We start from the raw sequence: 26,763 nt of genomic DNA on the forward strand, positions 1-26,763 counted from the left end.
CTCACCTTAGTAGAATTAAATCACTACAATAAACAACTAAGATAGTAATATTCTCCATGAATACAATTATATCATTATTATTTTGGGCAGTATAGCAAGATAAAATTCCTTGTCTTAAAGATCATATTTTATTTAATAAGAAAAAAGTGTGTCTATGAAAATACATAAAACACACCTTAATATCTCTTTTAAATTTTAAATATCTTTTTAATTTAGTTCCACTCTTTAGATTTTATAAATTACCATCTATCGTAATGTATTCTTTCTTTATTAAATCTATCTGATGGTTTTTTGTTTTCATTTGGATATCCTATAGATATTACAGATAAAGGAATTATTCCCTCTGGTAATTTTAAAATTTCTTTTATTCCATCTACTCTTTCTTTCATAGGATAAACACCTAACCATACAGCACCTAATCCTTTATCTTGTGCCTCTATCAATATATTTTCTGTAGCTGCTGAGCAATCTTGTACCCAAAAATCTTTTACTAGTTCTTTTGATTTATCTCCACAAACTACAATTGCAACATCCGCCTCTAAAAGCATCTTTGAATAATCATGTACTTTAGTTATCTTTTTCATAGTTTCTTTATCTCTTAAAACTACAAATTGCCAAGTTTGTTCATTGGCAGCAGAAGGCGCTGCCATTGCTGCTTTTAATAATTCTTCAACAATATCATCACTTATCTTTTTATCCTTATATTTTCTTATACTTCTTCTTTCTAATATAGCATTCATTTGTAAATCCTCCTAATTGTTCTTTAAATATTTTATACAATTATATGATATTTTGTATTATAATACCAAAAACTTCCTATGTAAAGTATAAACCTAATAAATATATCTACGAATCTTAAAGCAATAAAGATGTCTTAATAAAAAAACATTTAATTTCACTAAAAAGCCTAATTATTTTCTTAAAATATATACTAAAATAATATCTAACCACCTTTTAAATACATATTTTTTAATATATCATTAAAATCAAATATAAATTTCTAAAATAAAAGAACTTCTTAACTTAAGAAGTTCTTTTTTATATTTATTATGATAAAATTCACATATATTTTTAATATTATCAAATCTAAAAATTACAGCTTATCTATTTTAATAATCTTAATGCTTTATTTTAACACATAATCTGCTAATACACTTTCAATTTCATATACATTCAAACTACTATTGAAAGTTTTTTCTATTGGCTCTTTTGTACTTGATATCCATATTTTAAGTTCAGCTTCTAAATCAAAGTGTCCTGCAGTTTCTATGCTAAAATGTGTTATGCTTTTATAAGGAATTGAGTGGTATTCTGTTTTTTTACCTGTAACTCCTTGTTTATCTACTAAAATAAGTCTCTTATTAGTAAATATAAACATATCTCTAATTAATTTATATGCTTTTTCAATATTCTCACTTGAGGCTAAAATTTTCTCATATTCTTTTCTTATTTTATTAATATCAACTTCTGAAGCATTTCCTATTAGTCCATTAAATAGTCCCATTATTTATTCCTCCTAAGATTATATTCCATAAATTTAAGATTCCACATATTATTAAATATTCCTTTTATAAAATTTATAACAAATCTTTAATTTTTTATGAAGATATAAATATAAAAAACGCCGCTAATCTTAGCGACGTTTTCTATATTTATAATGTAGTTAAATTCTATTTTTCAGTTTCTTTAGCTTTTGGAAGAACTGCTTCAACTTCTGAATGTGGACGTGGTATAACGTGAACTGATACTAATTCTCCAACACGTTGTGCAGCAGCAGCTCCAGCATCTGTAGCAGCTTTAACAGCTCCAACATCTCCTCTTACCATAACAGTTACAAGTCCGCCTCCTATATATTCTTTACCTATTAAATATACATTTGCAGCTTTAACCATAGCATCTGCAGCCTCTATTGATCCTACTAAACCTTTTGTTTCTATCATTCCTAATGCATCATATTTCATTTTAAAATCCTCCTAAATATCTTTTTTAATTTATTTTAATTTTTATTTATATACTTAATTTTTTATTTTACTATTGTTACTTTTGATTTTGAGTTAATACCCATTGCGTTTGCTTCTTCAATATCAAGATGACATTCAAGTGTTGAAATATCGTTAGCTCTAATAGCTACATTATTATATATTCCGCCTCTTAAGTCATCAAACTTTATTGACACTATTTCTCCATCATGTACCCCTAAATTTTTAGCATCTTCAGGATTCATATGAATATGTCTTTGTGCAACTATTAATCCTTCTTCAATTTGAACTGAACCTTTTGGACCAACTAATGTTATTCCAGGTGTTTTAGTTAAATCTCCAGATAATCTTACATGAGGTGCTACCCCAAGTTTAACGCAATCTCCAGCTAATACTTCAACTTGAGTTTTACTTCTTACAGGGCCTAATATTCTAACCTTTGCAATAGGACCTCTTGCTCCACAAATTGTCACTGTTTCCTTGCAAGCATATTGCCCAACTTGAGATAAATCTTTAAGTTTTGTAAGAGTATAATCTTTGCCAAACAATATCTCTAAGTCCTTTTGTGAAAGATGTATATGTCTATTTGAAATTCCTACTTTAATTTCAGATGAATTTTTATTGCTTGTACTATTTATTTCTTTACTTTTAACAGCTTCTAATAAAAGCTTCAGTACTTTTTCATAGTTTTCCATTAGTTTGCTCCTTTCATAGCAGAAACTATTTGGTTAACTAAATCTAAAAGTTCTTCATTTTTTTCTGTTTCACTTGTGCACTGATTTTTTGTATTTTCATTACTGCATTTACTACTGCTTTGACTATTTTCAGTACAACTATTAACTTTATTTAAAACTTCTGCAGCTTTAGCTATTTGATCTGGACTCATATTCATAAAGGCCTTTTGAGCTGTATTACAACTTTGTGCAGTATTACAGTTTTCAGCAGTTTTTATACAGTTAAAAGTTGGATCATTAGATGCAAGTGTTGCGCAATCTTTTAAACCAAAAGCAACTCTTTTTATGTTTATAAGATGTTTTGGCGTAACATTTTCAGATACCGAACTTCCTCCCCATGTACCACAACCTAAAGTAAATGAAGGATTAAGTCCTGTACTTGCCCCTGTTCCACCTTGTGATCCTCCAGTATTTACAAGAATACGTGAAGCTGGTTTTGCCGCAAATTTCATAGCCATTTCTCTATTTTGAGTATGGATGCTCATTGTATGACCAATTCCATTTTGAAGAAGTTCAATACTTAAATCGCAAGCTTCATTCCAGTCTTTTACTGTATAAAAGGCAAGAACTGTTGTAAGTTTTTCAAAAGATAACGGATTACCTACTCCTACTCCATCTTGTTTTCCTATAAGTACTTTAGTTCCCATTGGAATTTTAAATCCAGCAGCACTTGCAATAACTTGTGGGCTTCTTCCAACAAATTTAGCATTCATAGCATTTCCTTTTTTGAATAATAACTTACATACTTTATCAGTTTCTTCTTCTGTCATAAAGTATCCACCTTGTTTTTTAAACTCAGCTATAACTGCATCTTTATTACATTCTTCACATACTATTGATTGTTCTGAAGCACAAATTGTACCATTATCAAAAGTTTTACTTGCAATAATATCTCTAACAGCTTTTTTAACATCAGCAGTTTTTTCAATATATGCTGGAGAGTTTCCTGCCCCAACACCAAGAGCTGGTTTTCCTGAGCTGTAAGCTGCTTTAACCATTCCTGGTCCACCGGTAGCTATTATAATTGAAACTTCTTTGCTTTTCATTAATTCATTTGTAGCTCCAATTGTTGGAGTATTTATACAACTTATAATATTCTCTGGTGCACCAGCTGAAACTGCTGCATCTCTCATTAATTCAACTGCTTTAATTGTACATTTAGCAGCAGCTGGATGAGGTGAAAATACTATAGCATTACGAGATTTTATTGAAATCATAGCTTTGAAAATTGCAGTAGAAGTTGGGTTTGTTGAAGGCACTATTCCCATAACTAAACCAACAGGTTCAGCAATTTCTATAACCTCATTTGTCTTATCTTCTTTAACTATACCTATAGTTTTCATGTCTTTGATTGAATCATATAATACAGTAGCTGCTAAATGATTTTTGAAAGTTTTATCTTCAACCTTACCAAAACCTGTTTCTTCTACTGCCATCTGTGCTAGACAAACAACATTTTCTTCTGCAACTTTTACCATATTACATAAAATCTTATCAATTTGCTCTTCATTATAGTCAGCAATTTTATCAGCTGCTACTTTCCCAAGTCTAGCAAGATCTCTTGCCTCTTGTATTGAACGCAAATCCTTATCAAATTTTTCCATAATCCCTTACTTCCTTTCATAAATCTTACAGTAGCTAATTTTTTTCATAATATAATTTAAATTTTGCAATTAATGAATTCTTGCCTGCTTTTGAAATTGTTCTTCCTGTAATTACAAAATCTTTATATTCACGAGCTAGATTTCTAAGCTTAACAACCTTTAGTTTCGCTAATATTAAAATAGTTTTTTCTAAACCATTTTTTCTTACTAGTTTGTCTACATCTTCTTTAGATAAATTTTCTAAATTTAACTTATGTAATTTATCTATATCAGTCTTTAAATCATCTTTATTTTTTTTAATATGATTTTCAGTTTCTTTTAAATCTTTTGTCTTAACTGTATTTTTTAAAGTTTTAACATCTTCTTTATCTTGTAAACTCTCTATATCTTCAGAAGTTTCAATGCTTTCTGTGTTTTTTATATTAGGTATATCTTTTATATCTTCTTCAGTTTGAAACTTTTCCCTATTATCTAAAGAATCTATTTTTTCTTCATCATCTTCTTTATTTGCTTCTTTTAAAACTTCTTCTTTGTGCTCAATATTTTTATTATCATTAGAAGATGGATTTTCCGGCGGAGTATTAGGTCCAATTATATTTTCAAGTTCTTCATGGGGACGTGGAATTACATGGTCTGAAACTAAAAACTTTTCATCAAGTTTTCTAACAGCAGAAGTTGCTGCTTCTATAGATGCTTTTACCGCTCCTACATCCCCTGTAACTGAAATTGTAACAAGACCGCCACCTACATAAGTTTTTTCAATGATACTTACATCTGCTGATTTAACCATTGTATCAGCTGCTTCAATAGCTGCAAGTAATCCTTTTGTTTCTATTAAACCAAGAGCTTCCATAGGTTATTCCTCCTAATTTTCTAAAAGATCTGGCCAATTTGCTGGATATGTTGTATAAAATATTCTAGCCTTTTCTTTAGAACTCCAAACTACCTTAGAACCAGATGGTACAAACAATACATCTCCAGCATAAGCTGTATATTCTTTTCCATCAATTTTAACAGTTACACTACCTTCAATAACATAATCAATCTCTTCATAAGTTAATTCCCAATCAAATTTTGAGTTATCAATTATTAAAAAACCAGCACTCATTTTTGATTCTTCTTTACTTACCAATTCTTGAAAATAAACTTTTGAATCTGGATTCCCAGTGTCAAATATATCCATTTTTACTGAACTTCCTCTAACAACTTTAAGTCCATTAGGAGCACTTTCAACTTCAAAAGGAAGATTTTTTTTATTTAAGCAATTAATCATTTCTTCCATCAGACCTTTATCCATCATTTTTCTAAAGAAATTAAGCATCATTTCAGCATCAATGTTATCTAGGCTTGTCACTTTTTTATGATCTAAACATTCTACTTTGTCTTTGCAATTTTCTTTTGTAAATATAATTCCATTATTTTTTGCAATGTCTTTAGCTGATGGTGTAATTATTTCACTGCCATCTACATAAAATACTTTTTCACCTTTTGACATTAATGATTCAACATCTTTTGCACAAATTAATTTTTTCATATTTTCACATCCTTTCAAATAATATTTAGTATCTATTAATAGTTATAAAACTTCATGATTATTTTAAGAAAGAGTGTGTTTTACTGAAACTTGCAGTCATCGTCAATTATTCCAATAACAACTGCATCTACAGGGATATCATCATTACCAAGCATTTTTCTAGCTGATGATCCAGTACTTACAATAACTCTATCACCTATACCCGCACTTATAATATCAACTACAATGAATCTACGACCTTCATCTACTCCACCAATTTCCTCAGCAAGCATAAATTTAAGTCCGCTAAGAGATTCTGCTTTTCTAGTGGCCCATACATTATCAATAAGTCTTGCTACTATCATACTTTTTTTACCTCTTTCATTTTTACTTTAATCTCATTTAATGCAGATTCAACTGATGATGTATCTCCAAAAATCCCTAGTAAAACCATGTGCTGTGGGCATGTACCTCGAATATCTTCAACGCTAACTCCAACAGCTTTTTCAGCAATATCAGAAGCATATACCATATCAATAAGTTTGCCTTGAATAAGTCCTATTGCATCAGCATTTTCTAAATCAGTTTTACACTTTCCATTCATTCGTCTTTTAAGAATATCTTTAGTGCCACTAGAAGGTGATTTTATAATTCTAAAATCCACTTTTAAACACTCCTTATTCTTCTATAATATCTTGACTGCAACTTAGTGCTATTCCAAGTGGTGTAGCAAACATAGGATTTTTAGGCTTATGAGTATACACTCCAGTTTGATTTTGAATAATTTTTTCAATTCCTGTCAAACAACAAGTACCACCTACTAAAGAGATTTCATTAACATCATAATTTTTAATGTGATTATTAACAATTGAAGATACCTTTTCAACTACCGGCTTTAATACTGGTAAAATTTCCTTATGGTTTCTATTATCTCTTTTAAATTTATCTGCCTCTTTAAAAGGCATTTCATATGCACCGGAAATAACTAATGAAAAATGTGTTCCACCTGTAGGTTCATCAACAACATGAATAACCTTGCCATCTTTTAAGATAGATATTCCAGTTGTTCCACCACCAATATCTACAACGGCACCATCTTTTATTTTAAGCAATTCATTTGCAGCAGTTGGTTCATCTAAAAGAGAAGTCAATTCAAATCCTGCTGCTTGAACTACATTTTTAATTGCTCCAGAATCTAGTGCATCTGTTCCTGGAGGAATTGCAGCAGCAGCATAAACAAGTTCTGTATTTAGTTTTTCCTCTATTTCTGCCTTTAATTCTCTAACAATTCTTACGGCTCCAATATAATCAACAACCATACCATCACGAACTACATCAGCATATCTATAGCTACCTGCTACAGGGTTATAATTTTCATCTAAAACAGCTAATACAATACAAGCAGTACCTAAATCTACGCCAGTATAATAAACAGAAGACTTGCTGTTAATTGGTTTTTCTATAACATCTTCAAACTTTTGAATCATATCATCACAATACTGAAAAGTTAATTTTTTCTCTGACATTCTTTTCCTCCTACTGCTAAACAAATTAATTGAGATATTGAATTAATTATTAAATTCATGCTTTCTATAATCTTAATTTTTAAATCTTCATCACCATTTTTGTATATCTCAATTATTTCAAATTGCAATTCTCTAAGGGCACAACGTAATGTGTGCATTTTTAAAATTGAACTACTTTTTTCAAGTTGCATATAAAATTCTGTTATTTCAAAGCAATCGTCAAGCTCAGCTTTTAAATTTGATGAATTCATTCCTCTACATTCTTTTAAATAAGTAGACTTAAAACTCTCTTTCCCATTTAAAGCATTTCTAATCTTTGATATTTCTTTACTCAAACTCATAATATTTTGTGCTATAATAATATCTTCTTTTACTATTTCACTACTTATAACAAGAAATTTAGCCTCCATAGACTTAAGTTTAAAACAAAGCTTCTTATTCAAATTTAAATCACTATTTCCCCTATCTTTTATTGTTTTTTCAGCTGTTTCTTCTAGGCTTATTTCTAAGTTTTTTGGGGAAAGATTCTTAGTTACTTTAGAAGACTTATTTGCTTTTAAATCATTATCTGTAAATTTTATTCTTTTATCAGATAAATACTCAATTGCTCCAGGGGTAAGGCGTTGTCCTTGTTCTAGCTTATAGGTACTAAAAGGTTCTTTTCTATATAAATCTCTCAAATACTCTTCAGTAATAAATTTCATCATTAACCTTTACTCCTCACCTTTTTCAAATAAATACTTCTTTAAAGCATTAATACCTGTTCCCACTTTAAAGCTAATATGAAAATATGGCTCTGATACTCCTATTTTTTTTAGCTGCCTTACGCATTTATCTTTATTTTCAGGCATCAAGTCACATTTTGTTATAACTCCAATTACTTTACATCTAAAAGATTTTGCAAATCCATGGGAATATATTTCAGTACAATTAGACTGATCGACTAATATAAGTACATAAGCTGCATCCTGGGAGGCTGCAATTATATGTTTGTACATCCATGCATTTTCTACATAAGACCCTGGAACATCAATAGTATTTTTACCATAAATTAAATCTGGGGTTCTCCTTAATGGACCATCATAATCATTTAATGCATTAACTATTGTAGTTTTTCCAGCTCTTGAAGGACCGATTACCATTATGCGTTTTTTCTTCATGTTCTTGTAATGGGAGCGGTCGTAAATCCAAGCATATCCTTTAACGTATTATTTACTGCACTAAGTGCTGTTTCAACACTTTGAACATCACCATTTATTACAACAGACCCTGTAAAACGATCAAGGAATCCAATTTCAACATCTGAAGCTTTTGTAGCAATATCAGCTGCAATAATTGAAGTTTCAAAGGGGGACAAAGTTAGAATACCTATTGCTCCTTTTTCATCAATTCCAAGACGTTCATATATGTCAGCCATTGGTGATGCAATAACATGGGCTATAGTAATCTGTTTCCCTGGCACTGATTCTTGTATAACACGCTGTATATTTCTATCAGAAAAATCTCCCATAAACCTTACCTTCCATCTTATTATCTATTTGAAAATTATTTAATGACGGATTACTTTTACAGGCAAATCGTATTTTTTAATCCATCCTTCTATCTTATCTAAATCCTCACTATTTAAGCTTGGATCTCCTTCTATAGGATATTCAATTCCTAATTGGTTATATTTATTTACACCCATTTTATGATATGGAAGTAAATCAATTCCTTTAAAGTTTTTATAATCTTTGTAGGGTAATAAAAACTCCATAGTTTTTTCTATTTCATCTTGTGATTCATTTATACCTTTAAGTAAAGGCATACGAATCTTAACATTATATTTTTTGCGAAGTAATTCTGTAAGATTTTCTAAAATTCTTTCATTTCTCACTCCAGTTAATTTAAAATGTTTATCAGAATCAATATGTTTAATATCAAATAGGAATAAGTCTACGAATTCAGCAACCTTAAGTATTGTTTCAAGTTTTGTATATCCACAAGTTTCAATTGCAGTATTTATACCTTCTTGCTTACATCCCATAAGTAAACTTGTTGCAGCTTCTGGTTGCATTAAAACTTCACCACCGCCTAATGTAACTCCACCACCGGACATTTCATAAAAAGTTCTGTCTTCTTCTACAATTTCTAAAAGTTCAGATATAGTTTTAACTTCTCCAACTATTGATAATGCAGATTTAAGACAAGCTTCCTTACACTTACCACATCCAATACAGTCGATATCACGGTTAACTTCATGCTTTAAAGTTTTATTAGAAATAGTATGTATACCTACAGGACAAACAGAAACACAGGCACCGCAATTAATGCATAAATCACGTTTAAACATAATTCTATTCTTTTTTATCATTCCTTCAGGATTTGCACACCATTTGCAACGAAGAGGACAACCTTGGAAAAATACTAAAGTTCTTATTCCATCTCCATCATACATATTGTACTTTTGTATGTTAAAAATTCTAGCTTTTCGCTGGATTACACCTAAATTTCCATTACTCATATTTTTATTCTCCAGTTTCATTTACTTTGATTTTTAATATATATTTTAAGATTTAATCTAAAAATTATTGTTATATTTTTCAATCTACGTATCACTCTTAATCTGAAATGAAAAATCAAATTCAAACTATAAATGAAATATTAGAGTGATACGTAAATTTTATAAAAACTAAACTAAGGGTTTTTTAAGATATCTATCTTTAAATCTTTTTATTAAAAATGTGTAAGCATAGTTCTACTTATAATTTCATCTTGAACATCTTTACATAACTCAACAAAGAATGCACTATATCCAGCAACACGAACTATTAAATCACGATATTGATCTGGGTGTTTTTGTGCTTCTATTAAAGTCTTATTATCTAAGTAGTTAAATTGTACTTCTCCAAGTTGAAGAGCACATGCACTACGTAGTAATGTAATAATTCCTTGTTCTCCTTCTTTTGTATCAAGAAGACCAGATATTAGTTTAAAGTTATGAACCATACCTATATTCATGTTTTCACAAGACATTTTAGAAACAGATTTTATTATAGCTGTAGGTCCTTTAAAGTCAGATCCTTGTGATGGACTTATACCATCAGATAATGGCATCCATGCTCTACGTCCATTTGCTGTAGCTCCAGTTAATTGTCCAAATGGAGTATTATTTGATATTGATAAAGTACCATGACTAAGTACTGAATATAATGTCTTATATTTACGGTGTTCTTTTTCAGTAAAGTTAATTAAATCAGCAGCTATATAATCTGCATAATCATCATCGTTACCATATTTAGGTGCTTCTAAGCAATCTTTTCTTAATTTATCATATCCAACAAAATCAGCCTTTAAAGCTTCATTTATTTCTTGTAGAGTATATTTCTTTTCTTCAAATACTAATTTTTTTATAGCTGCCATAGAATCTGTATATGTAGCTAGACCACTCCATACTACTCCAGGTCCAAAGTTATACATTGCTCCTCCAGCTTCTACTCCTCTACCTTTTTCCATACAACCTTCATACATCATAGACATAAGAGGTTTTGGTGCAAGCTCTTTATGAACACGTTGAGAAATTACTGTAGCAACACTTGTCCATTTAGTAACAAATTTTATTTGTTCTTTAACAGCTTTTTCAAACTGATCATAAGTTTTAAACTGAGTTAAATCTCCCATATCTGGGCATACTTGTTTACCATACCATAGTGGTACACCATGATTTAATGCAAGTTCTATACATATAGGCCATTGAGTATATCCTGTAGAAGTCCATTGATATAATCTTCCTGCTTTTTGTGGTTCAACGCATCCCATTAAGCAATAATCTCTTGCATCTTCTATAGAAACACCTTTTGCAAGCATTATTTTTATATGAACATCATCAAAATGACATGCTGGGAATCCCATACCTGCACGAATAACATCAACTATCTTTTTAAGATATTTTTGTGGCGATGATTTGTGTATACGACAAGCTAATGATGGTTGATATATCTTAACATGACGAACTGCATCCATTAAAAGATAAGTTAAATCATTTGTAGCATCTCGTCCTTCTCTTGTAACACCACCTACACACATGTTTACAAATGGTTGATAACCTGCAAAGAATTTAGAACCACCTTCACTTGTTATCCACATCATTTCAGACATTTTTATAAGCATACAACCTGCTAATTCAAATGCTTCAAAATCATTCATACGACCAGATTCTATATCATTTTTATAGAATTCATACATATATTGGTCAACACGTCCTATAGACATACCTGTTTGATTTTCTTCAACTACAAGTAATGATTCTATAGTCCAAACTGCTTGAATTGCTTCCCAAAAAGTACTTGGTTTATGTGCTGGAACTCTAGCATTTATTTCAGAAATTTTTTCAAGTTCTTTCTTACGCTTAGGATTAGTTTCTTTTTCTGCTAACTCTTTAGCATATTCTGACATACGTTTAGCGTATATCATAACACCTCCAGCAGTATCAATTATTGATTTATAGTAATAAATTTTATCTATATCTTCTGGATTTTCATAACTTAAATTTGCTAAATGATCTTCTGCTTCTCTTTTTATATCAAGCATGCCTTTTTTCATTAAAATAACATCGTATCCTGGGTTAGAGTCTCCTCCACCGTTTACTGCATGGTATGAACAATCGGAAACAAATGATTCTCCTGAAAGCTCCCATACTCCAGCTTCCCTGTATTGATCTTCGCAATATTCATCAACTGATTTGCCTTTCCAATATGGGAATAACTCTTCACGCATGATTTTCTTATCTTCTTCTGAAATATAAAATGGATCCTGTGGACGATTTTCTATTGTATCTATCTCATCAACCATCCATCTCCAAGCTATATCAGGAGAAAATGCTCCTGCACGTGGTTTTCCATTTGGTGCTCCAACTATAAGCTCATTATCTTGAATCAAAAGTGGTGCAGTTTCACAACAATGTTTAAAACATTTACCACGTAAAACTGATTTAGGAATTCCTGGGTTTTCTTTAGCTATTTTAGTTATAGCTCTTGCTCTATGAGTTGTTATTGATGGAACATGTTTTAGATAAGTTTCTTTTAACTTAACTAAACGCTCTGTTATTCCATCTGGTATTTCTCCATTATTGTCACATACAATATTTGAAGCAGCTGGTTCTTCTTTTGTTATTTCCTTAGAAACGCTTGAAAACATCTTCATTAAACTAGCACGTTCTTCATCAGACATATTTTGAGTAGCTTCCATAAATTTATTTGAAAATTCTTTAATATCCAATTTATTCCCTCACATTCTTTAATGTATTTCATATGTTAAATATGATTTTTTATTTTAAGTTTTCTAAAACTTTTTTTAAAATGCTTTCTAATACTTTATAGTTATCTATTTTATTTAGACTTAATGTATCTTTTGAAAGATCGAAATTATCATGTTCCCCACTTTTACTTACTTCTTTAACAACTTCATCTACACTTTTAACTCCATATCCCACTTTACGAATATATACTAAATTCATAGGTGAAACATTATCAGATGTCATACCTTTGCCACAAGATCCACTACCTAAAGTCATTGAAGGAAATAAATTTGTAGTAGCTCCCATACTTCCAAAGGTTCCTGGAGTATTTACAAGTACTCTTCCAACAGGCTTTTTAAGTGCAAATTGACGAATAACTTCTTCATCTTTTGAATGTATTATAAGTGTATGTCCATATCTTTCAGTAAGTAATAATTCTATACACTTTTCACAAGCATGAATCCAATCTTCTTCTATATAAAAAGCTAAAACAGGACAAAGTTTTTCTCTTGAATAAGGATTCTTTTTAGAAACATATTTTTGTTTAGAAATAAGAACCTTTACATCTTCTGAAACATTAAAACCAGCTTTTTTAGCTAAGAATTGTGGTGATTTACCAATCATCTCTAAATCAATACTTCCATCTTTGTTAAAAAGAATTGATCCAAGTTTTAAAGCTTCCTCTTCTGTCATAAAGTATCCACCATTTTTAATAAGTTCTTCTTTTACTTCAGCTGCAATTAAGCTATCAGCAACAATTGATTGCTCTGCTGAAGATACAACTCCATAATCAAAATTCTTGCTATCTATAATATCTTTAACAGCCTTTTTTATATCTGCTGTACGTTCTATAAAAGCTGGTCCATTACCATTTCCTCCATAAATTACTGCCTTACCTGATTTATATGCATCCTGGAGCATTTCTGTAACTCCTGTATTCATTACAAGAGATGTATCTTTATGATTCATAAGTTCTAATGACCCACTTTTAGTTACTGTATGCAAATATGCAAGAGCCCCTTCTGGAAGTCCTACTCCTTCTGCTGCTCTAATTAAAATATCAACTGTTTTAAAAATTACATTTTTAGCTTTTTGATTAGGTGAAAATATAATAGCATTTCCTGATTTAATTGCAATTAATGCCTTATATATAGTTGTAGATACAGGACTTGTTGATGGCGGAAAGGCTATAATAACACCTTTTGGCACTCCAACATCCATTGTTTTTTTTATTTTATCTTCATGGATTATACCTACACATTTCATACCTTTAAGTCTATTTTTTAGATACTTACATACAAAGTGATTCTTGATATATTTATCTTCCCACTTTCCATATTCAGTTTCTTCATTAGATAACTTTGCAAGTTCTTTTAAATGTTTTTCAATTTCTTCAGTCATTCGCTCAACTATCTCATCAAGTTTACCCTGGGGAAAGGTTGCTAATTTTTTTTGTGCCTCGCGAGCATTTTCAACAAGAATTCTAGCTTCTTGCATGGAGAGTAAATCACTATCAATAATATTCATTTTTCTCTCTCCTTTTCTTTAAAAAGTTTCTTTTATTCTGGTAGAAGATTTGTAAGTTCATAACGTTTTATTATTTTTTCAAGATCTTCATGGGGTCTTGGAATAACTATTGAACTGTAAAGATTTGCACCTTCCATTTCATTAACTGCACAAACACCAGCTTCCACTGCAGTTTTACAAGCTCCAACATCACCACGAACTAATACAGATATATAACCTGATGCAACGTTTTCATATCCTATAAGTTCAACATCTGCTGATTTGCACATAGCATCTGCTGCTTCTAAAGCGAAAACTAAACCAAAAGTTTCGATTGATCCTATAGCTTCATATCTTGCCATATGTATTTCACTTCCTTTCTCACTTATGTATTAACCTTCTAAACTAGAGAACGTTTTAATTTTAAATGTACTAATATAGTACATTTAAACATATTCTTAGACTATTTATAATTTAGTACTCTATATTAAAAGAGCAAATTAAACTTTTTTTATGCATCAACATCGTGTACCGAAACAATATCTCCAACTTCTCTGATAGGACGTGGCATAACATTATGTGCTGTTAATTTACCAATAGATCTAGCAGCTTCTGCACCTGCTTCTACTGCAGATTTTACTGCTCCAACATCTCCTTTTACCATAATAGTTACAAGAGTGGAACCAATATTTTCATAGGAAATCAATTCAACATTAGCTGCTTTAAGCATTTTATCTGCAGCATGAAGTGCAGGAACTAATCCTATTGTTTCTACAAGACCTAAAGCTTCATCTCCATAGTATCTCATCTTTAATTCCTCCTTTTAATTTAGTCCTCAATATATTTATTAATTGTCTCAGCACCTTCTTTATGTGCATGGTAATAAACTCTTAATTCTTTATTTTCATCTAAATCAAATCTTGTTTCTTCAATAAGACCATTAGCTTCTGCTGTCATTAAAGCATTAATTACAGCATCCAGTTTTAAAGCTTTAAAATTTCCGTATTCCCCTTTTAGAGCCTCTATAACATCTTTAGCAGAAGCTTCAGGCACTTTAGTAAAATGCTTCAAAATAGCATAATTAAGCGGTTTCATTTATATCTACCTCCTTATTTTTTCCTTTAAATAAGTCAAGAGGATTCATAGATACTGTAAGAATACCAATCATCATAACTCCAGCTCCGATCCAAGCAACAGGAGGTAATGACCATCCGTCCATTCCACCATATACACCTAATACTAATAAGCAAAACAATGGTCCAAAGAAAGAATATGTACCATTACATGCAGTACCAAGACCTGCTCCACACATACTATTTCCAGCATACCATGTCATAAATGTCATAAATGTTAAACAACCACTTAAGATAAACCAAACCATTGCAGGACCACTTGTAAAGGCTTGAGATGCAAGTTCAAAAGAAATACCTACTCTGCCAGCCATTACTCCTAGTATAGGAAGTAAAATAAATAAGTCTGCTATGCCAGCTGTTACTTGACGAATACAAATACCAATTTCAGGATCAATCATTGCTGTACCATATCCAGCTACACAACCTTCAAATCCCCAGCCTAAAGCTGCTAAAATAGCTATTAATATTCCTAAGAATGTATCCTTTGAAATACTACCACCAACAAAACTTGTACTACCAATTAAAAAACTTGCACATACACATATAAAAATACCAACTGCCATACGTTTATTTAATTCTTGTTTATATAAAACTTTACCTAATATAGCAGCAATTGCAGGACAAAGTGCTGATATAGGAACAACTATTGAACCTGCCATTTGAATTGATATTACATAAGCTGTACTAGCTATAGGTCCTCCAATAAGTGCAGCTAATATCATAATACGACCTGGCTTTGTGTTAACACATCTTAAGAAATCTCCAAATTTCCCTTTAACTATTGAATATAAGATTGCCCATACAGCACTACAAGTATCATTTATTGCATTACCTAGGGCTGCAAGTAAGTATACTACAACAAATGTTGATAAAGCAGCAGTATTTTTACCATACCAATCACCCCAAACTCCTTTTGTCATACCCATAGTTAAAAATGCAGTGTACACTCCATAGGCAAGTCCTGAAAATAAAGCTAAGGATATACCTTTTTTAAAGAAACTACTTGATAATTTCTTTTTTGCAGCAATTGCTTCTAAACTTACTGCTTTTGAATTTTGACTCATTAAATAAAACTCCTTTCCCTTATAAAACTAATAATAATTAAATTTATATTATTAAATAAAAATTTATAATATATAAGATGTGATTGTTATAATTGGGTATATTTTACTTTAAATCATTGAATACATTTTCATTTTCTATCTTGTAGGTGTTTTTCTTAAGTAAATTATATTCCTTTCCCTATAGGGTAAAGTCAATATATATTTTATAAGAATATTTGAATAATACTTGAAAATTTCTAATTATACTTATAATTAAAACTTAATAAGCACTTGAAAACACTGCATTAAGTTAGTATTACATTTTGGTCTTATAAGTATTAAATATAAGAATATATAAATACATTTTAGTAAAATTTAAAGTTTTAAAAGGGATAAATAGATTTTTATTTAAAGAAATTGTGTTTTTTTTAACAAAAAAAGTAACGTTACTCCCTTTGACCTTAACCTAGGGGTAACGTTTTCAAAGAAAAGATTTATTTTTTTCGACTAATTCTGATTAAAATTTCTGTTACAAATTTATCTTCATTTTTAGTGGTCCAGTAATCTGTTACATATCTTTCATAGGATTCTTCAGAACATATATATCCATGTTCTTCTGTCCATTTTTTTATTTTCTTATATGTTTCATTAATTGTTTCATGAGAACCTATATGATAACAAGCCGCTGCCATCCATCCTCCAAATTCAATACTTAATTCTTCTTTACATTTTAATATTGTCTCCTGCATTATCTTCATTTTATTGCATTTACCATTCATTTTATCCTTAAAGGAAGGAAAACATATAATTACAGGTCCTGTTATAGCATTATTTATACTATCTATATAATTTGTAAATCCTATATTAATTATAGAGTCCATATAATCATATTTAAAATCTTGACATAAAAAAGTTAAAGTACGGTTATCTATATATTTTATAGCCACATCTGAAACATTATTTTCAATTACCATCTGTGCTTCAACTATAAGGTCATCCCAATCTTTAACGGATCTTATTTTTAAATTTATTTCTCTTTCAAGTGCTTTTAATTCATCAATTTTTCTTGTAAAGCTCTTATGAAAAAAATCATAGGTTGTCCCTTTCAAAAAAGCTCTCATTTCCTCAAGCTTAAATCCACTCTGTTTATAATATTTAATCATTGGTACAGATAATAAAGTTTTTTTGCTATAGTACCTATAGCCACTTTCATTAGCTACTTTATCAGGAGATAATATATCTTTCTTGTCATAATATCTTAGTGCCTTTTTAGTTATTTTGCATATTTCCTCAACTTTACCTATTGAATATAAATTATCTTCCATATTAAGATTAAGCTCCTTTACATATATATTTTACCTGTATAATTTTGGCAATCTTCTGAAAAATCAGCACAAATACCACTCAATATACGAGTGGTATTTAATTAAATATTTTATTCTAAAATTTTATCTAAAATTTGGGATAAATTCTCTGTTTTGGTTTCTCTAGGATTTGCTATTGTACAGATATCCTTAAGAGCTGCATTAATAATCTCTTCTCTTGATGCTTTAGCTAAATCCATATCAGTTCCTTGCTGTTTTAATGTCTTTGGAATCATCAATGTATTTTGAAGTTTTTTAATACTTCTAATTAAATTATTAACACCAATATTCACATTAGAGGCATGTAAATTTAATAATTTAGCAAGCCTTTGATATTTTTTCGCTGCTATACTATATTTATCATTAAAAGCATCCTTATTTAAGTCAGCATTATACTCTATTACATGGGGAAGTATTATTGCATTACTTCTTCCATGAGAAACATGCAATTTTCCTCCTATGGCATGAGCTAAGCTGTGAGTAATTCCAAGTCCAGCTTCATTAAAAGCCATACCAGCAAGACAAGACGCATTATGAAGTTTTTCTCTTGCTATTACATCATTTCCATCAGCATAAGCTTGTGGTAAAAATCTAAAAGCTAGAGTAAAAGCTTTTTCTGCAAGAGCATCTGAAAAATCAGTAGCATTCTTTGAAACATAAGCTTCTATAGCATGTGTGATTACATCCATTCCTGTATCAGCAGTTATAGCTTTAGGGACAGATTTCACCAATTCAGGATCAAGAATAGCAACCATTGGAAGAAGAGATTTATCTGAAAGGGCATGCTTTAATCCTTCTTGCTTATTTGTGATTACTGCATATTGAGTTACTTCAGAGCCTGTACCACTTGTAGTAGGAATGGCATAAAACTCTTCTATAAAATAACTTCCTGCAGTTATTGTTTTAGCATATTCTCTCATAGCCTTGGCTCCATCAATTGATGAACCTCCACCAAGAGCTATCATAACTTCTGCATTAAAATTTTTCAACTTTTGAATACCAGCTGCAATAACCTCTACAGATGGATCAGGTATAATATCACTATATATATCTACTTGACAGTTAGTAAGTTTTTCTTTAACTTTTAAAGCCATACCTGAAGTTTCCATAAATTTATCACATACAATAAGTACTCTTTTATTTTTAATTTCATTAAGTCTATCTAAAGACCCTTTTCCAAAATACACTTTTGTATTAATACTAAATTCTTTCATATACATTTTCTCCCATTTCAAAAGTATCAAGATATGAATGAATTAGTTATTCTTTAGTTTTAAAATAAAATCACCCTACAATTATAACAATCGAAATAAATTTATAATAAACTTATTCGATTGTATTATACCAATATTATGTTGATATTACAATATTGTTATTGTATTAATTTAAAAATATTTTATTATTATAGATTTACAATTAAAAATTAAAATAATCTTTTTTTAAGTATGTGAATATTAATAGTGTTATAAGCAAATATGTATACACTACCATATATTATAGACTTTACAATATCTCCAATATAAAAGAAATTCTTATCACCTAGAACCTTTAATATCTCACATATAGGTGGTAAAACCCAAGTAACATATTTAATTAAAGGTAGCTTTTGTATTATTGCAATTTTAATAATAGATACTACTAAAGCTAATATAAGCATCTCAATTGCTATTTTTCTATTTTTAATACATCTTGCTTGAAACAAAATACATAATGAACACCCTAAGGCTGCAAAAATAATATGTAATAATAACGATGAAAAAATATCTCCTACAGTAATACTTCTGTTAAAGAATTCAAATCTATCTAATGCATTTCTGATAATTGGAAAAGCAACCCCTATAATACTCATAAATAATCCTATAATAATCAAGAATACATTTTTACTTAAATAATATATTGTTTTATTTCTAGATTTTAATAAAATCAATTCTTCTGACACAATATCTATATCCTCTAAATATGAAAAACTAATCCATGCCATTATAAGAAATAAAACTCCCATTGAAACTAATGCACTTGAAACAAAATCTTGAGGTTTTACTGAATATGAAACAGCCATAAACCCCATCCACAAAACCATTGGCATTATAAATTTATTAGTTTTTAAATATAAACTTAGATGATATTTTAATAGGTAATTAAAAGTTTTCATTATACATCCTCCTGATTTCATAACCATAATCTAGCATTTCTTTAACTACTAAATTACTATTATCACAAGAAACAACCATCTTAATTTTCTTTTCATCAATTTCAATTTTTTCAATCTTTTCTTTTATATTCTTATACTTTTCTTCTAATTTCATATTTTTTCTAAAAACTAAAATATCGTAACTCTTATTTTCTCTTTTTATATTCTTTACCTTTTCAATATTCCTATCTTTAATTTTATAAACTAAATTGGCCAAGCTATCAATCAATATATTATCATGACAAGACATCACAACTGTAACTCCTTCTCCTATTAGCTTGTTTACTAATTTTATAAATACTCTTTGTGAATCAACATCTTGTCCTGATAAAGGTTCATCTAAAAGCAATATATCTGGCTTTGTTAATAAAGCTTGTACAACACTTACTTTCTGAATAGATCCTTTTGAAAGATACTTTATAGGTATGTCTATCATGTTTTCCATAAAAAAATTTTTAAATAATTCATATCCTCTACTTTTAATTTCATCTTTAGTCAACCCTTCAATTAATCCAGTCCTAAGGATATATTGATTAGGTGTAATTAATAATTTAGGAAATCTTTCAGGTACATAATTAAACTTCAAATCTTTATGATATTTAATTTCTCCTTCTTTTATTGAAACCAAACCAGAAATTATTTTTAAAAGTGTACTTTTACCACATCCATTATGACCAACTATTGCAATTGAATCACCTTTATTAATTGTCATATTAAGATTTTGTAATATAACTTCCTTACCAAAATTCTTTGTAATATTTTTCATTTCAATTAATTTATCCATAATACTCCTCCCATTAATACAACTACAATTATATTAAATTCACAATACCAAACTATGTATAATATTATACTATTATGTAAATTTTATAATATATTTCAATAAACTAGCATAATTGTACTAGTTGATATATTGAAGTAAACATATAAGTTTCAATAAAAATGAAACTATTAAAATTAATTTATTAACTCCATTTTAAAAAATCAAAAAAACTAGCTCATTACATATAAATATAATAAGCTAGCTTTTTTATATAAATTCCATTTTCCAATTTAAGTATCCTGTTTCTTTATTTAATTCATATCTAAAATAAGCACTAAATAAATTTCCTCTTTTACTCTTTAAATTTCTAAAACCAACTTTTCCATTTTTAAGAAGCAATCTAACCATCTCTTTAGAAACTTTCTTTCCAAAAGAAGCTATGTATTTGTCGTCTTTCCAAATAGTATATTTACAACCATTTTTCCAATTTATACATCCAAAGGCTTTATTTCCTTCTATTACCGGATTACCACATATAGGGCATTTCCCTATTTCTTCTGCTCCTTCTGGAAGCTTTACTTTAAATTTGTGGAGAAGTGATGTATCTTTTTTTATCTTTTCTACTGCTCCTTTAGTAAATTGAAAAATAAGATTTAAAAACTCACTTTTTTCGAATTTCCCTTTTTCAATATCAGAAAGAGTTTTCTCTAATTTCCCTGTATATTCTAAGTCTAAAAGCTCTTTTGCTGGAAATATTTCAACTATGGTTTTACCAAGATCTGTACATACTAAACTTTTCCCTTTTGCCTTTATATAACCTATATACTGGAGTTTTTTTATGGTTTCAGCTCTAGTTGCTGGTGTTCCTATACTAAATCCACTAAGTATAGCATTCATCATCTTTTCTGTATTTTCTTCGCTTTCTTCACCATCAGTTTTATCACTATTATCATCTTTATAACTTTTGCCACAGGTTTCCATAACTCTAAGAAGTGTTTTTTCAGTATGATGTTTAGGAGGCTTTTTAGTAACTTTATTAACTTTACCATCTGTAACATCTAATAATTCTTCTTTTTCAATTAATGGAAGTATTGTATCTTTGCTCTTCATTTTTTCAACAACTTTCCAGCCTTCAACCAGCTGTACTTTACCATTTTTTCTAAATTCACCTTTTGCTTTTTCATCATCTACTTTTATTATTATTTTAGTTTCTTCATATTCGGCTACAGGCATAAACTGCATTATAAATCTATTTTTAATTGCCTCATAAACAATTCTTTCATCAGGAGTAAGTTTTGAAGGTCTTACATAAGTTGGTGTTATAGCACTATGGCTTTCTACTTTAGCATTATTAAATACTCTCTTTGATTTAACAAACTTAATTTGATCCTCATATGGAAGTCCTACTTTTATTTTTTCTAGCACATTTTTTGCCCTATCAACTAAACTTTCCTCAAGGGCTATACTTCCCGTTCTAGGATAGGTTGTAAACTTCTTTTCATAAAGAGATTGTGCTACTTTTAAAACTTTATCTGAAGTCCATCCTTTATATTTACTTGTAATATGACCTTGTAAATTTGAAAGATTAAAAAGGGGACCTGGATACTCTCTTTTTTTCTCAACTTCTTTATTAACTATTTTTCCCTTTTTGTCTTTTATAGCTTTCTTTATTTCATTTAAGTATTCTTTACTTTCAAATTTTTCATTTTCTTCATAGTATAAAGTATCAAATTCATCGTTGTTTTTTGTTTTGAAATTTTGAACAAATTTATAGTAACTAGTTTTTTTAAAATTTTCTATTTCCTTATCTCTATCGTAAATAATTTTAAGTGTAGGCAGAAGTACTCTTCCTATGTTTATTATTTTGTTATCTTCAAATCCATACCTAAGTGTTGCAACAGAAGTTAAGTTTATACCAATAATCCAATCTGCAATTTGTCTTCCTACTCCTGCATCTTGAAGAGATTTCATTTCTGAATTTAATTTTAATTTTTCTATACCTTTTTTAACTTCCTTTTCTGTCCATTCATTTAATAAAAGCCTATATATAGGCTTTTTAACATCATAATATATAAAAAGTTCATCTGAGATAACTTGCCCTTCACGATCATAATCAGTTGCAGATATAATTGATTCAACATCTTCTCTATCTATAAGACTCTTTATTATATTTAATTGTTTAGTTGCTCCTTTATCTTGAACACTTTTGTTTTTACTGTCTGATTTTATTTTATATTTAAAATCTTCCGGTATAAAGGGAAACTTTTCAAGCCTCCAGCCTTTCATATTTTCATCATAATCTTTTGCATCATATAGCTGCAACAGATGACCAAATGCCCAAGTAATTATATATTTATCACCTTCAAAATATCCATCTTTTCTACCTTTAATTTTAAAAGCATCAGCAATGTTTTTTGCAACAGAGGGCTTTTCCGCAATAATAACTTTTTTCATTCTCTATATACTCCCCTCTAAGTTATAATTGATCTGTCAATGCTAGTTGTTCCAATAATTCTTTGCATTATTTCACATAAATATTATAGCATATCAATTTTTAATTCATAGACTTTATTATTATATAGTATAAAGTAGATTCAAACAAATAACCAATCTGTATTCTAATCTGTTTTTTCTTGTTATTTATTTTCATATCCCTAAATCTCTTAAAGACAAAAACATATATTAAAAAATTTCTTTTTTAATTAATAAATATTTACTTTTTTTACTTAACATATATTATAAAAAACATCAGTTAACTCTCAATAAAACAAAAATTTAATATATTAATATTTTATCCTAATCTAGTCTTTTAAAAATTTAAGTAATATGTATAATAAAATATATTTTCTCTTATTTTTCCATATTAAAACGTTATCATTAAAATCATTATAATAATTATATTAAAAAACTTTAAAAATTATTGACGAATTATGTATACCTCTATATAATGATTTTTAACGAAGGAATAATTCTATTATTATAATTATCAAAAAATTCCCAACAATTTGAAGAAACATACCAAGGAGGAAATAATATGTTAGAAAAGAAATTTGGTCTTTGGACCACAATTGCCATGGTTATTGGCATAGTAATTGGTTCAGGTGTATTTTTTAAAGCAGATGACGTTCTTAAAGCTTCTGGTGGAAGTGTAAACCTAGCTTTACTTGCATGGGTTGTAGGTGCAATTTCTATGATTTTTGGAGCTTTAGTTTTTGCAGAATGTTCTAATAGATTTGAAAAATCTAATGGAATTGTGGATTACGGTGAAGCTATAATTTCAGAAAGATTTGGATATTTAATAGGATGGTTTAATGGTATCATATACTATCCAGCACTAGCTGCAGTACTATCATGGGTAGCTGCTAATTATACTGGTATTTTACTTAACAAAGAAGGTAATTTTGTATGGATTATGGCTATAATATATATGTTAGCAATATATCTTTTAAATTATCTTTCACCAATACTATCAGGAAAATTTCAAGTTACTTCAACAGTAATTAAATTAATTCCTTTAATTATTATAGCTGTATTTGGAATATTTTTAGGAATTAATAATGGAACATTATCTCATAATTTTGCTACAGTAACAAGCACAGTTTCTGGTGGAAATGGTTTTGCAGCAGCAGTACTTGCAACAGCCTTTGCCTATGAAGGATGGATTATTGCTACAACAATTAATAGTGAAATAAAAGATTCTAAAAAAACTTTACCTAAAGCTCTTATGTTTGGTAGTATCGTAATAGTAATTATATATGTTGTTTATTTCCTTGGTATAGTAGGAATTATACCATCTGAAACTATTTTAAAAGAAGGAGATAAAGCTGTTAGCATTGCAGCTCAAACTATTTTTGGAAATGTTGGAGCATCTATTCTTACAGTGTTTGTAATAGTTTCTTGTCTTGGAACTTTAAATGGCCTTATACTTGGAGGATCCCGTTCTTTTTATTCTTTAGCTATTCGTGGACAAGGAATTAAACCAAAAGTTTTTTCTAAAGTAGATAAAAAAACTGATACTCCTACTAATTCTACTATAGCAAACTTTGTTCTAATTTGTATTTACTTGAGCATTTGGTATATGAACTTTCAAGGATTATTCCCTAATAAAATGTTCATAGATATCTCTGAGCTACCTATAGCTTTAATATACGGATTTTACATTATAATTTATATTGTATTTATGGCAAAAATGAAAGATTTATCCTTTATGAAAAGATATATTATTCCTATTCTTGCCATGATAGGAGCTGCAATAGTTGTATATGGTGGTCTTACTAAACCTTCTGTAAAAGTTGATTTAGGTATTTCTATTTTTGTATTTCTTTCAGGATTATTATTTTACAGGAAAAAATAGCATACAAATAATTTATATCTAAATAAAAATTAAGCACACTATATTGATATCTAATCAATATAGTGTGCTTTTATTATAACTTCACATTTATTTTAAATATTAACTTTTAACATTTAAAATAAATTACAAAATTTATTAGTAAACCTTAAAAATCTAATAAATCTTTTAATTATTATCTTTAGGTGTAATTCCTTTTATAATTAAAGTTGACCAATCTCTATTTTCATTTTCAATCCACTCACACTGAACTTGAAGAAATTTAAACCATGCATTAAGACCATAACTCTTTTTAGTTACATTTGGTGATTTTCTTCCATATATTTTTCTTATATCTTCTAGTAATTCTATTTGATCTTCTTTAACTAATTCTTTATCCATTAGTTCTTCTATAATTTCCATAAGTTCTGTATAAGCTTTTCCATCACCTAAATAAAGTTCATCTGCATATACTTGTCTTTCCTTATTTAAGGTATCACTGATTTCATTTATTTCGTCTTTGTTTGATAAATAATGTTTAACTCTTCTTAAAGCTTCAATATCCTTATCTAACCTATTTATTTTCTTTTCTAAATTTTCAAATTCCATTTATATTTCTCACTTTACATATTTATTTGGTCACTATTTTCTGATTATATATTTTATTTTAAAGTCTTTTTATATTGTATTTCTAGTAACCATTTGTTTATTATAACACTAATTGTGAACATATATCTACAAATAAAGCTAACATACAGCTATTTAGCATAAAATTTATTAGGCAATTTATTTCTTTATAAATAATTTTCTTACACTTTTTATAATTTTATTCATAATACTTTCATGTTCATAGGGTTCTTTTATTGCAAGCTCAGCTAATTTCTTAATTCCTTCTAATGAACCTGCTACTGCAATAAATCTTCCTGTATGACAAAATATTGAATCACTAACTCCCGTAACGTTTGCAAGTTCCTGATCTCTTTTACCAAGCCAAGCTTTAGGTAGTTTCTTTCTATCTTCACCATCTTTTCCTCTTACAGTTTGCATAATATAATTAGTTTTAGTTTTAAAAATTACAAACAATATTCTCTCATCTTTATCAACTTCTTTAAGGGCTTCTATATAAGGACAATATGTATCAAGTATAACAACTTCAGGCATTTCCCTACTTTCATAGGCTCTCATCACTTTCCCTTTAGCCTTAAGTACAGATATTTTAAAATTTATTTTATTATTTAAAATTGATGATGCAAATTCAACTGCCCTATTAAAATTCTCATTCTCATTACTTTTCTCATACCACACTGGATTAAATCCTGATAAAATTGAAGAAATATTCATTAAAGGGACCTCTGATTTGTCTATCCATATACCATTATCTAAAGCGTCTATTCCTTCCATTACCCCTCTATCTATAAAATTAAAAATATCATCAATTTCTTCTTCATTTAAATTTTTGTCTTTAAAAGCTATTACATCTTTTCCAAACTTATTCCATACAAGGCCACAAGATGAATAGGGTATTTTATCTTCTCTAAGTACTTTATTAACACCATGATGATCTAATTCTCCACCATTCACATCATAAACTATATCTAGTCCATCTAGTGTTTTTTTATCTCTTGTTCTTGTTATATCTATTATGAAAATCTCTTTTAGTATAGCTGTTGCCATAACTTCATCAGCATGAAATTTCCCATCATGAGTTCCGACTTTTTTAAATTCTTTTTTCACTTCTATATCAACTACCTTTTTTATTGTGATTTTTAGACAAATGCAATTGTAACACTTTTCAAAAGGAA

The 26,763-nt window shown here is 29.0% G+C and carries 28 protein-coding genes; 1 reads left to right on the top strand and 27 read right to left on the bottom strand.

Annotated elements, in window-relative coordinates; genetic code table 11:
• Positions 1–239 precede the first annotated feature (239 nt).
• The 25 genes from ABDZ71_RS12890 to ABDZ71_RS13010 form a co-directional block, all read right to left on the bottom strand.
• Positions 240–740, bottom strand: coding sequence for a nitroreductase family protein (locus tag ABDZ71_RS12890; protein ID WP_343762071.1), 501 nt, complete (start codon positions 738–740; stop codon positions 240–242).
• Positions 741–1,126: 386 nt separating this feature from the next.
• Entirely contained in the window at positions 1,127–1,504 is a 378-nt protein-coding gene (locus ABDZ71_RS12895) for a PH domain-containing protein (RefSeq protein WP_343762072.1), read from the bottom strand.
• A gap of 166 nt (positions 1,505–1,670) precedes the next feature.
• On the bottom strand, positions 1,671–1,961 hold the full coding sequence (gene eutM / locus ABDZ71_RS12900) for an ethanolamine utilization microcompartment protein EutM (RefSeq protein WP_343762073.1): 291 nt from the start codon (positions 1,959–1,961) through the stop codon (positions 1,671–1,673).
• A gap of 62 nt (positions 1,962–2,023) precedes the next feature.
• Positions 2,024–2,674: a phosphate propanoyltransferase gene (locus tag ABDZ71_RS12905; protein ID WP_343762074.1), complete on the bottom strand. Its 651-nt coding sequence runs from the start codon at positions 2,672–2,674 to the stop codon at positions 2,024–2,026.
• Complete coding sequence (locus tag ABDZ71_RS12910) at positions 2,674–4,317, bottom strand: acetaldehyde dehydrogenase (acetylating) (protein WP_343762075.1); 1,644 nt, start codon at positions 4,315–4,317, stop codon at positions 2,674–2,676. The genes ABDZ71_RS12905 and ABDZ71_RS12910 overlap by 1 nt, the downstream gene beginning before the upstream one ends.
• A 34-nt stretch (positions 4,318–4,351) precedes the next feature.
• Complete coding sequence (locus ABDZ71_RS12915) at positions 4,352–5,170, bottom strand: BMC domain-containing protein (protein ID WP_343762076.1); 819 nt, start codon at positions 5,168–5,170, stop codon at positions 4,352–4,354.
• 12 nt (positions 5,171–5,182) lie between these two features.
• Positions 5,183–5,851 (bottom strand): cupin domain-containing protein, encoded by a 669-nt coding sequence (locus ABDZ71_RS12920; protein ID WP_343762077.1) that lies wholly within the window; start codon positions 5,849–5,851, stop codon positions 5,183–5,185.
• Positions 5,852–5,931: 80 nt separating this feature from the next.
• The gene (locus tag ABDZ71_RS12925) at positions 5,932–6,195 is read right to left on the bottom strand and encodes a EutN/CcmL family microcompartment protein (protein ID WP_343762078.1); all 264 of its coding nucleotides are present in this window, start codon (positions 6,193–6,195) and stop codon (positions 5,932–5,934) included.
• Positions 6,192–6,494: a BMC domain-containing protein gene (locus ABDZ71_RS12930; RefSeq protein WP_343762079.1), complete on the bottom strand. Its 303-nt coding sequence runs from the start codon at positions 6,492–6,494 to the stop codon at positions 6,192–6,194. The genes ABDZ71_RS12925 and ABDZ71_RS12930 overlap by 4 nt, the downstream gene beginning before the upstream one ends.
• Positions 6,495–6,507: 13 nt before the next feature.
• Positions 6,508–7,356, bottom strand: a complete 849-nt coding sequence (eutJ, locus tag ABDZ71_RS12935; RefSeq protein ID WP_343762080.1) for an ethanolamine utilization protein EutJ — start codon at positions 7,354–7,356, stop codon at positions 6,508–6,510.
• A complete protein-coding gene (locus ABDZ71_RS12940) occupies positions 7,338–8,063 on the bottom strand; it encodes a cobalamin adenosyltransferase (protein ID WP_343762081.1) in 726 nt (241 codons plus the stop codon). Before ABDZ71_RS12940 ends, eutJ begins: the two co-directional genes overlap by 19 nt.
• Before the next feature lie 6 nt (positions 8,064–8,069).
• Positions 8,070–8,516, bottom strand: a complete 447-nt coding sequence (locus ABDZ71_RS12945) for a EutP/PduV family microcompartment system protein (RefSeq protein ID WP_343762082.1) — start codon at positions 8,514–8,516, stop codon at positions 8,070–8,072.
• On the bottom strand, positions 8,513–8,866 hold the full coding sequence (locus tag ABDZ71_RS12950) for a BMC domain-containing protein (RefSeq protein ID WP_343762083.1): 354 nt from the start codon (positions 8,864–8,866) through the stop codon (positions 8,513–8,515). Before ABDZ71_RS12950 ends, ABDZ71_RS12945 begins: the two co-directional genes overlap by 4 nt.
• Positions 8,867–8,905: 39 nt before the next feature.
• Positions 8,906–9,859, bottom strand: a complete 954-nt coding sequence (gene cutD, locus ABDZ71_RS12955) for a choline TMA-lyase-activating enzyme (RefSeq protein ID WP_343762084.1) — start codon at positions 9,857–9,859, stop codon at positions 8,906–8,908.
• A gap of 212 nt (positions 9,860–10,071) precedes the next feature.
• Complete coding sequence (gene cutC / locus ABDZ71_RS12960; protein WP_343762085.1) at positions 10,072–12,612, bottom strand: choline trimethylamine-lyase; 2,541 nt, start codon at positions 12,610–12,612, stop codon at positions 10,072–10,074.
• 49 nt (positions 12,613–12,661) lie between these two features.
• Positions 12,662–14,158 carry an aldehyde dehydrogenase family protein gene (locus tag ABDZ71_RS12965; RefSeq protein ID WP_343762086.1) on the bottom strand — a complete coding sequence of 499 codons (1,497 nt, stop codon included), beginning with the start codon at positions 14,156–14,158 and terminating at the stop codon, positions 12,662–12,664.
• Positions 14,159–14,190: 32 nt separating this feature from the next.
• Positions 14,191–14,499, bottom strand: coding sequence for a BMC domain-containing protein (locus tag ABDZ71_RS12970; protein WP_343762087.1), 309 nt, complete (start codon positions 14,497–14,499; stop codon positions 14,191–14,193).
• A gap of 149 nt (positions 14,500–14,648) precedes the next feature.
• Positions 14,649–14,945, bottom strand: a complete 297-nt coding sequence (locus ABDZ71_RS12975) for a BMC domain-containing protein (RefSeq protein WP_343762088.1) — start codon at positions 14,943–14,945, stop codon at positions 14,649–14,651.
• Between the two features lie 20 nt (positions 14,946–14,965).
• The gene (locus tag ABDZ71_RS12980) at positions 14,966–15,232 is read right to left on the bottom strand and encodes a hypothetical protein (protein WP_343762089.1); all 267 of its coding nucleotides are present in this window, start codon (positions 15,230–15,232) and stop codon (positions 14,966–14,968) included.
• The gene (locus ABDZ71_RS12985; RefSeq protein ID WP_343762090.1) at positions 15,219–16,334 is read right to left on the bottom strand and encodes a hypothetical protein; all 1,116 of its coding nucleotides are present in this window, start codon (positions 16,332–16,334) and stop codon (positions 15,219–15,221) included. The genes ABDZ71_RS12980 and ABDZ71_RS12985 overlap by 14 nt, the downstream gene beginning before the upstream one ends.
• A gap of 473 nt (positions 16,335–16,807) precedes the next feature.
• Positions 16,808–17,638, bottom strand: coding sequence for a MerR family transcriptional regulator (locus ABDZ71_RS12990; RefSeq protein ID WP_343762091.1), 831 nt, complete (start codon positions 17,636–17,638; stop codon positions 16,808–16,810).
• A 110-nt stretch (positions 17,639–17,748) separates the two neighbouring features.
• Positions 17,749–18,891, bottom strand: a complete 1,143-nt coding sequence (locus ABDZ71_RS12995) for a 1-propanol dehydrogenase PduQ (RefSeq protein ID WP_343762092.1) — start codon at positions 18,889–18,891, stop codon at positions 17,749–17,751.
• A gap of 209 nt (positions 18,892–19,100) precedes the next feature.
• A complete protein-coding gene (locus ABDZ71_RS13000) occupies positions 19,101–19,829 on the bottom strand; it encodes a hypothetical protein (protein WP_343762093.1) in 729 nt (242 codons plus the stop codon).
• Positions 19,816–20,652 carry an ATP-binding cassette domain-containing protein gene (locus ABDZ71_RS13005; protein WP_343762094.1) on the bottom strand — a complete coding sequence of 279 codons (837 nt, stop codon included), beginning with the start codon at positions 20,650–20,652 and terminating at the stop codon, positions 19,816–19,818. The genes ABDZ71_RS13000 and ABDZ71_RS13005 overlap by 14 nt, the downstream gene beginning before the upstream one ends.
• Before the next feature lie 246 nt (positions 20,653–20,898).
• A complete protein-coding gene (locus ABDZ71_RS13010) occupies positions 20,899–23,085 on the bottom strand; it encodes a type IA DNA topoisomerase (protein WP_343762095.1) in 2,187 nt (728 codons plus the stop codon).
• A 580-nt stretch (positions 23,086–23,665) separates the two neighbouring features.
• Between ABDZ71_RS13010 and ABDZ71_RS13015 the strand changes: the two genes are divergently transcribed.
• Entirely contained in the window at positions 23,666–24,985 is a 1,320-nt protein-coding gene (locus ABDZ71_RS13015) for an APC family permease (RefSeq protein WP_343762096.1), read from the top strand.
• A 165-nt stretch (positions 24,986–25,150) separates the two neighbouring features.
• Here the strand turns inward: ABDZ71_RS13015 and ABDZ71_RS13020 are convergent, their stop codons facing one another.
• Together ABDZ71_RS13020 and ABDZ71_RS13025 are read right to left on the bottom strand one after the other, a co-directional pair.
• On the bottom strand, positions 25,151–25,570 hold the full coding sequence (locus ABDZ71_RS13020) for a hypothetical protein (protein WP_343762097.1): 420 nt from the start codon (positions 25,568–25,570) through the stop codon (positions 25,151–25,153).
• A gap of 177 nt (positions 25,571–25,747) precedes the next feature.
• Entirely contained in the window at positions 25,748–26,695 is a 948-nt protein-coding gene (locus ABDZ71_RS13025; RefSeq protein ID WP_343762099.1) for an MYG1 family protein, read from the bottom strand.
• Positions 26,696–26,763: the final 68 nt, after the last annotated feature.

The sequence above is a fragment of the Clostridium oceanicum genome, assembly GCF_039521385.1.
In the GTDB taxonomy this organism is placed as follows: domain Bacteria; phylum Bacillota; class Clostridia; order Clostridiales; family Clostridiaceae; genus Clostridium_F; species Clostridium_F oceanicum.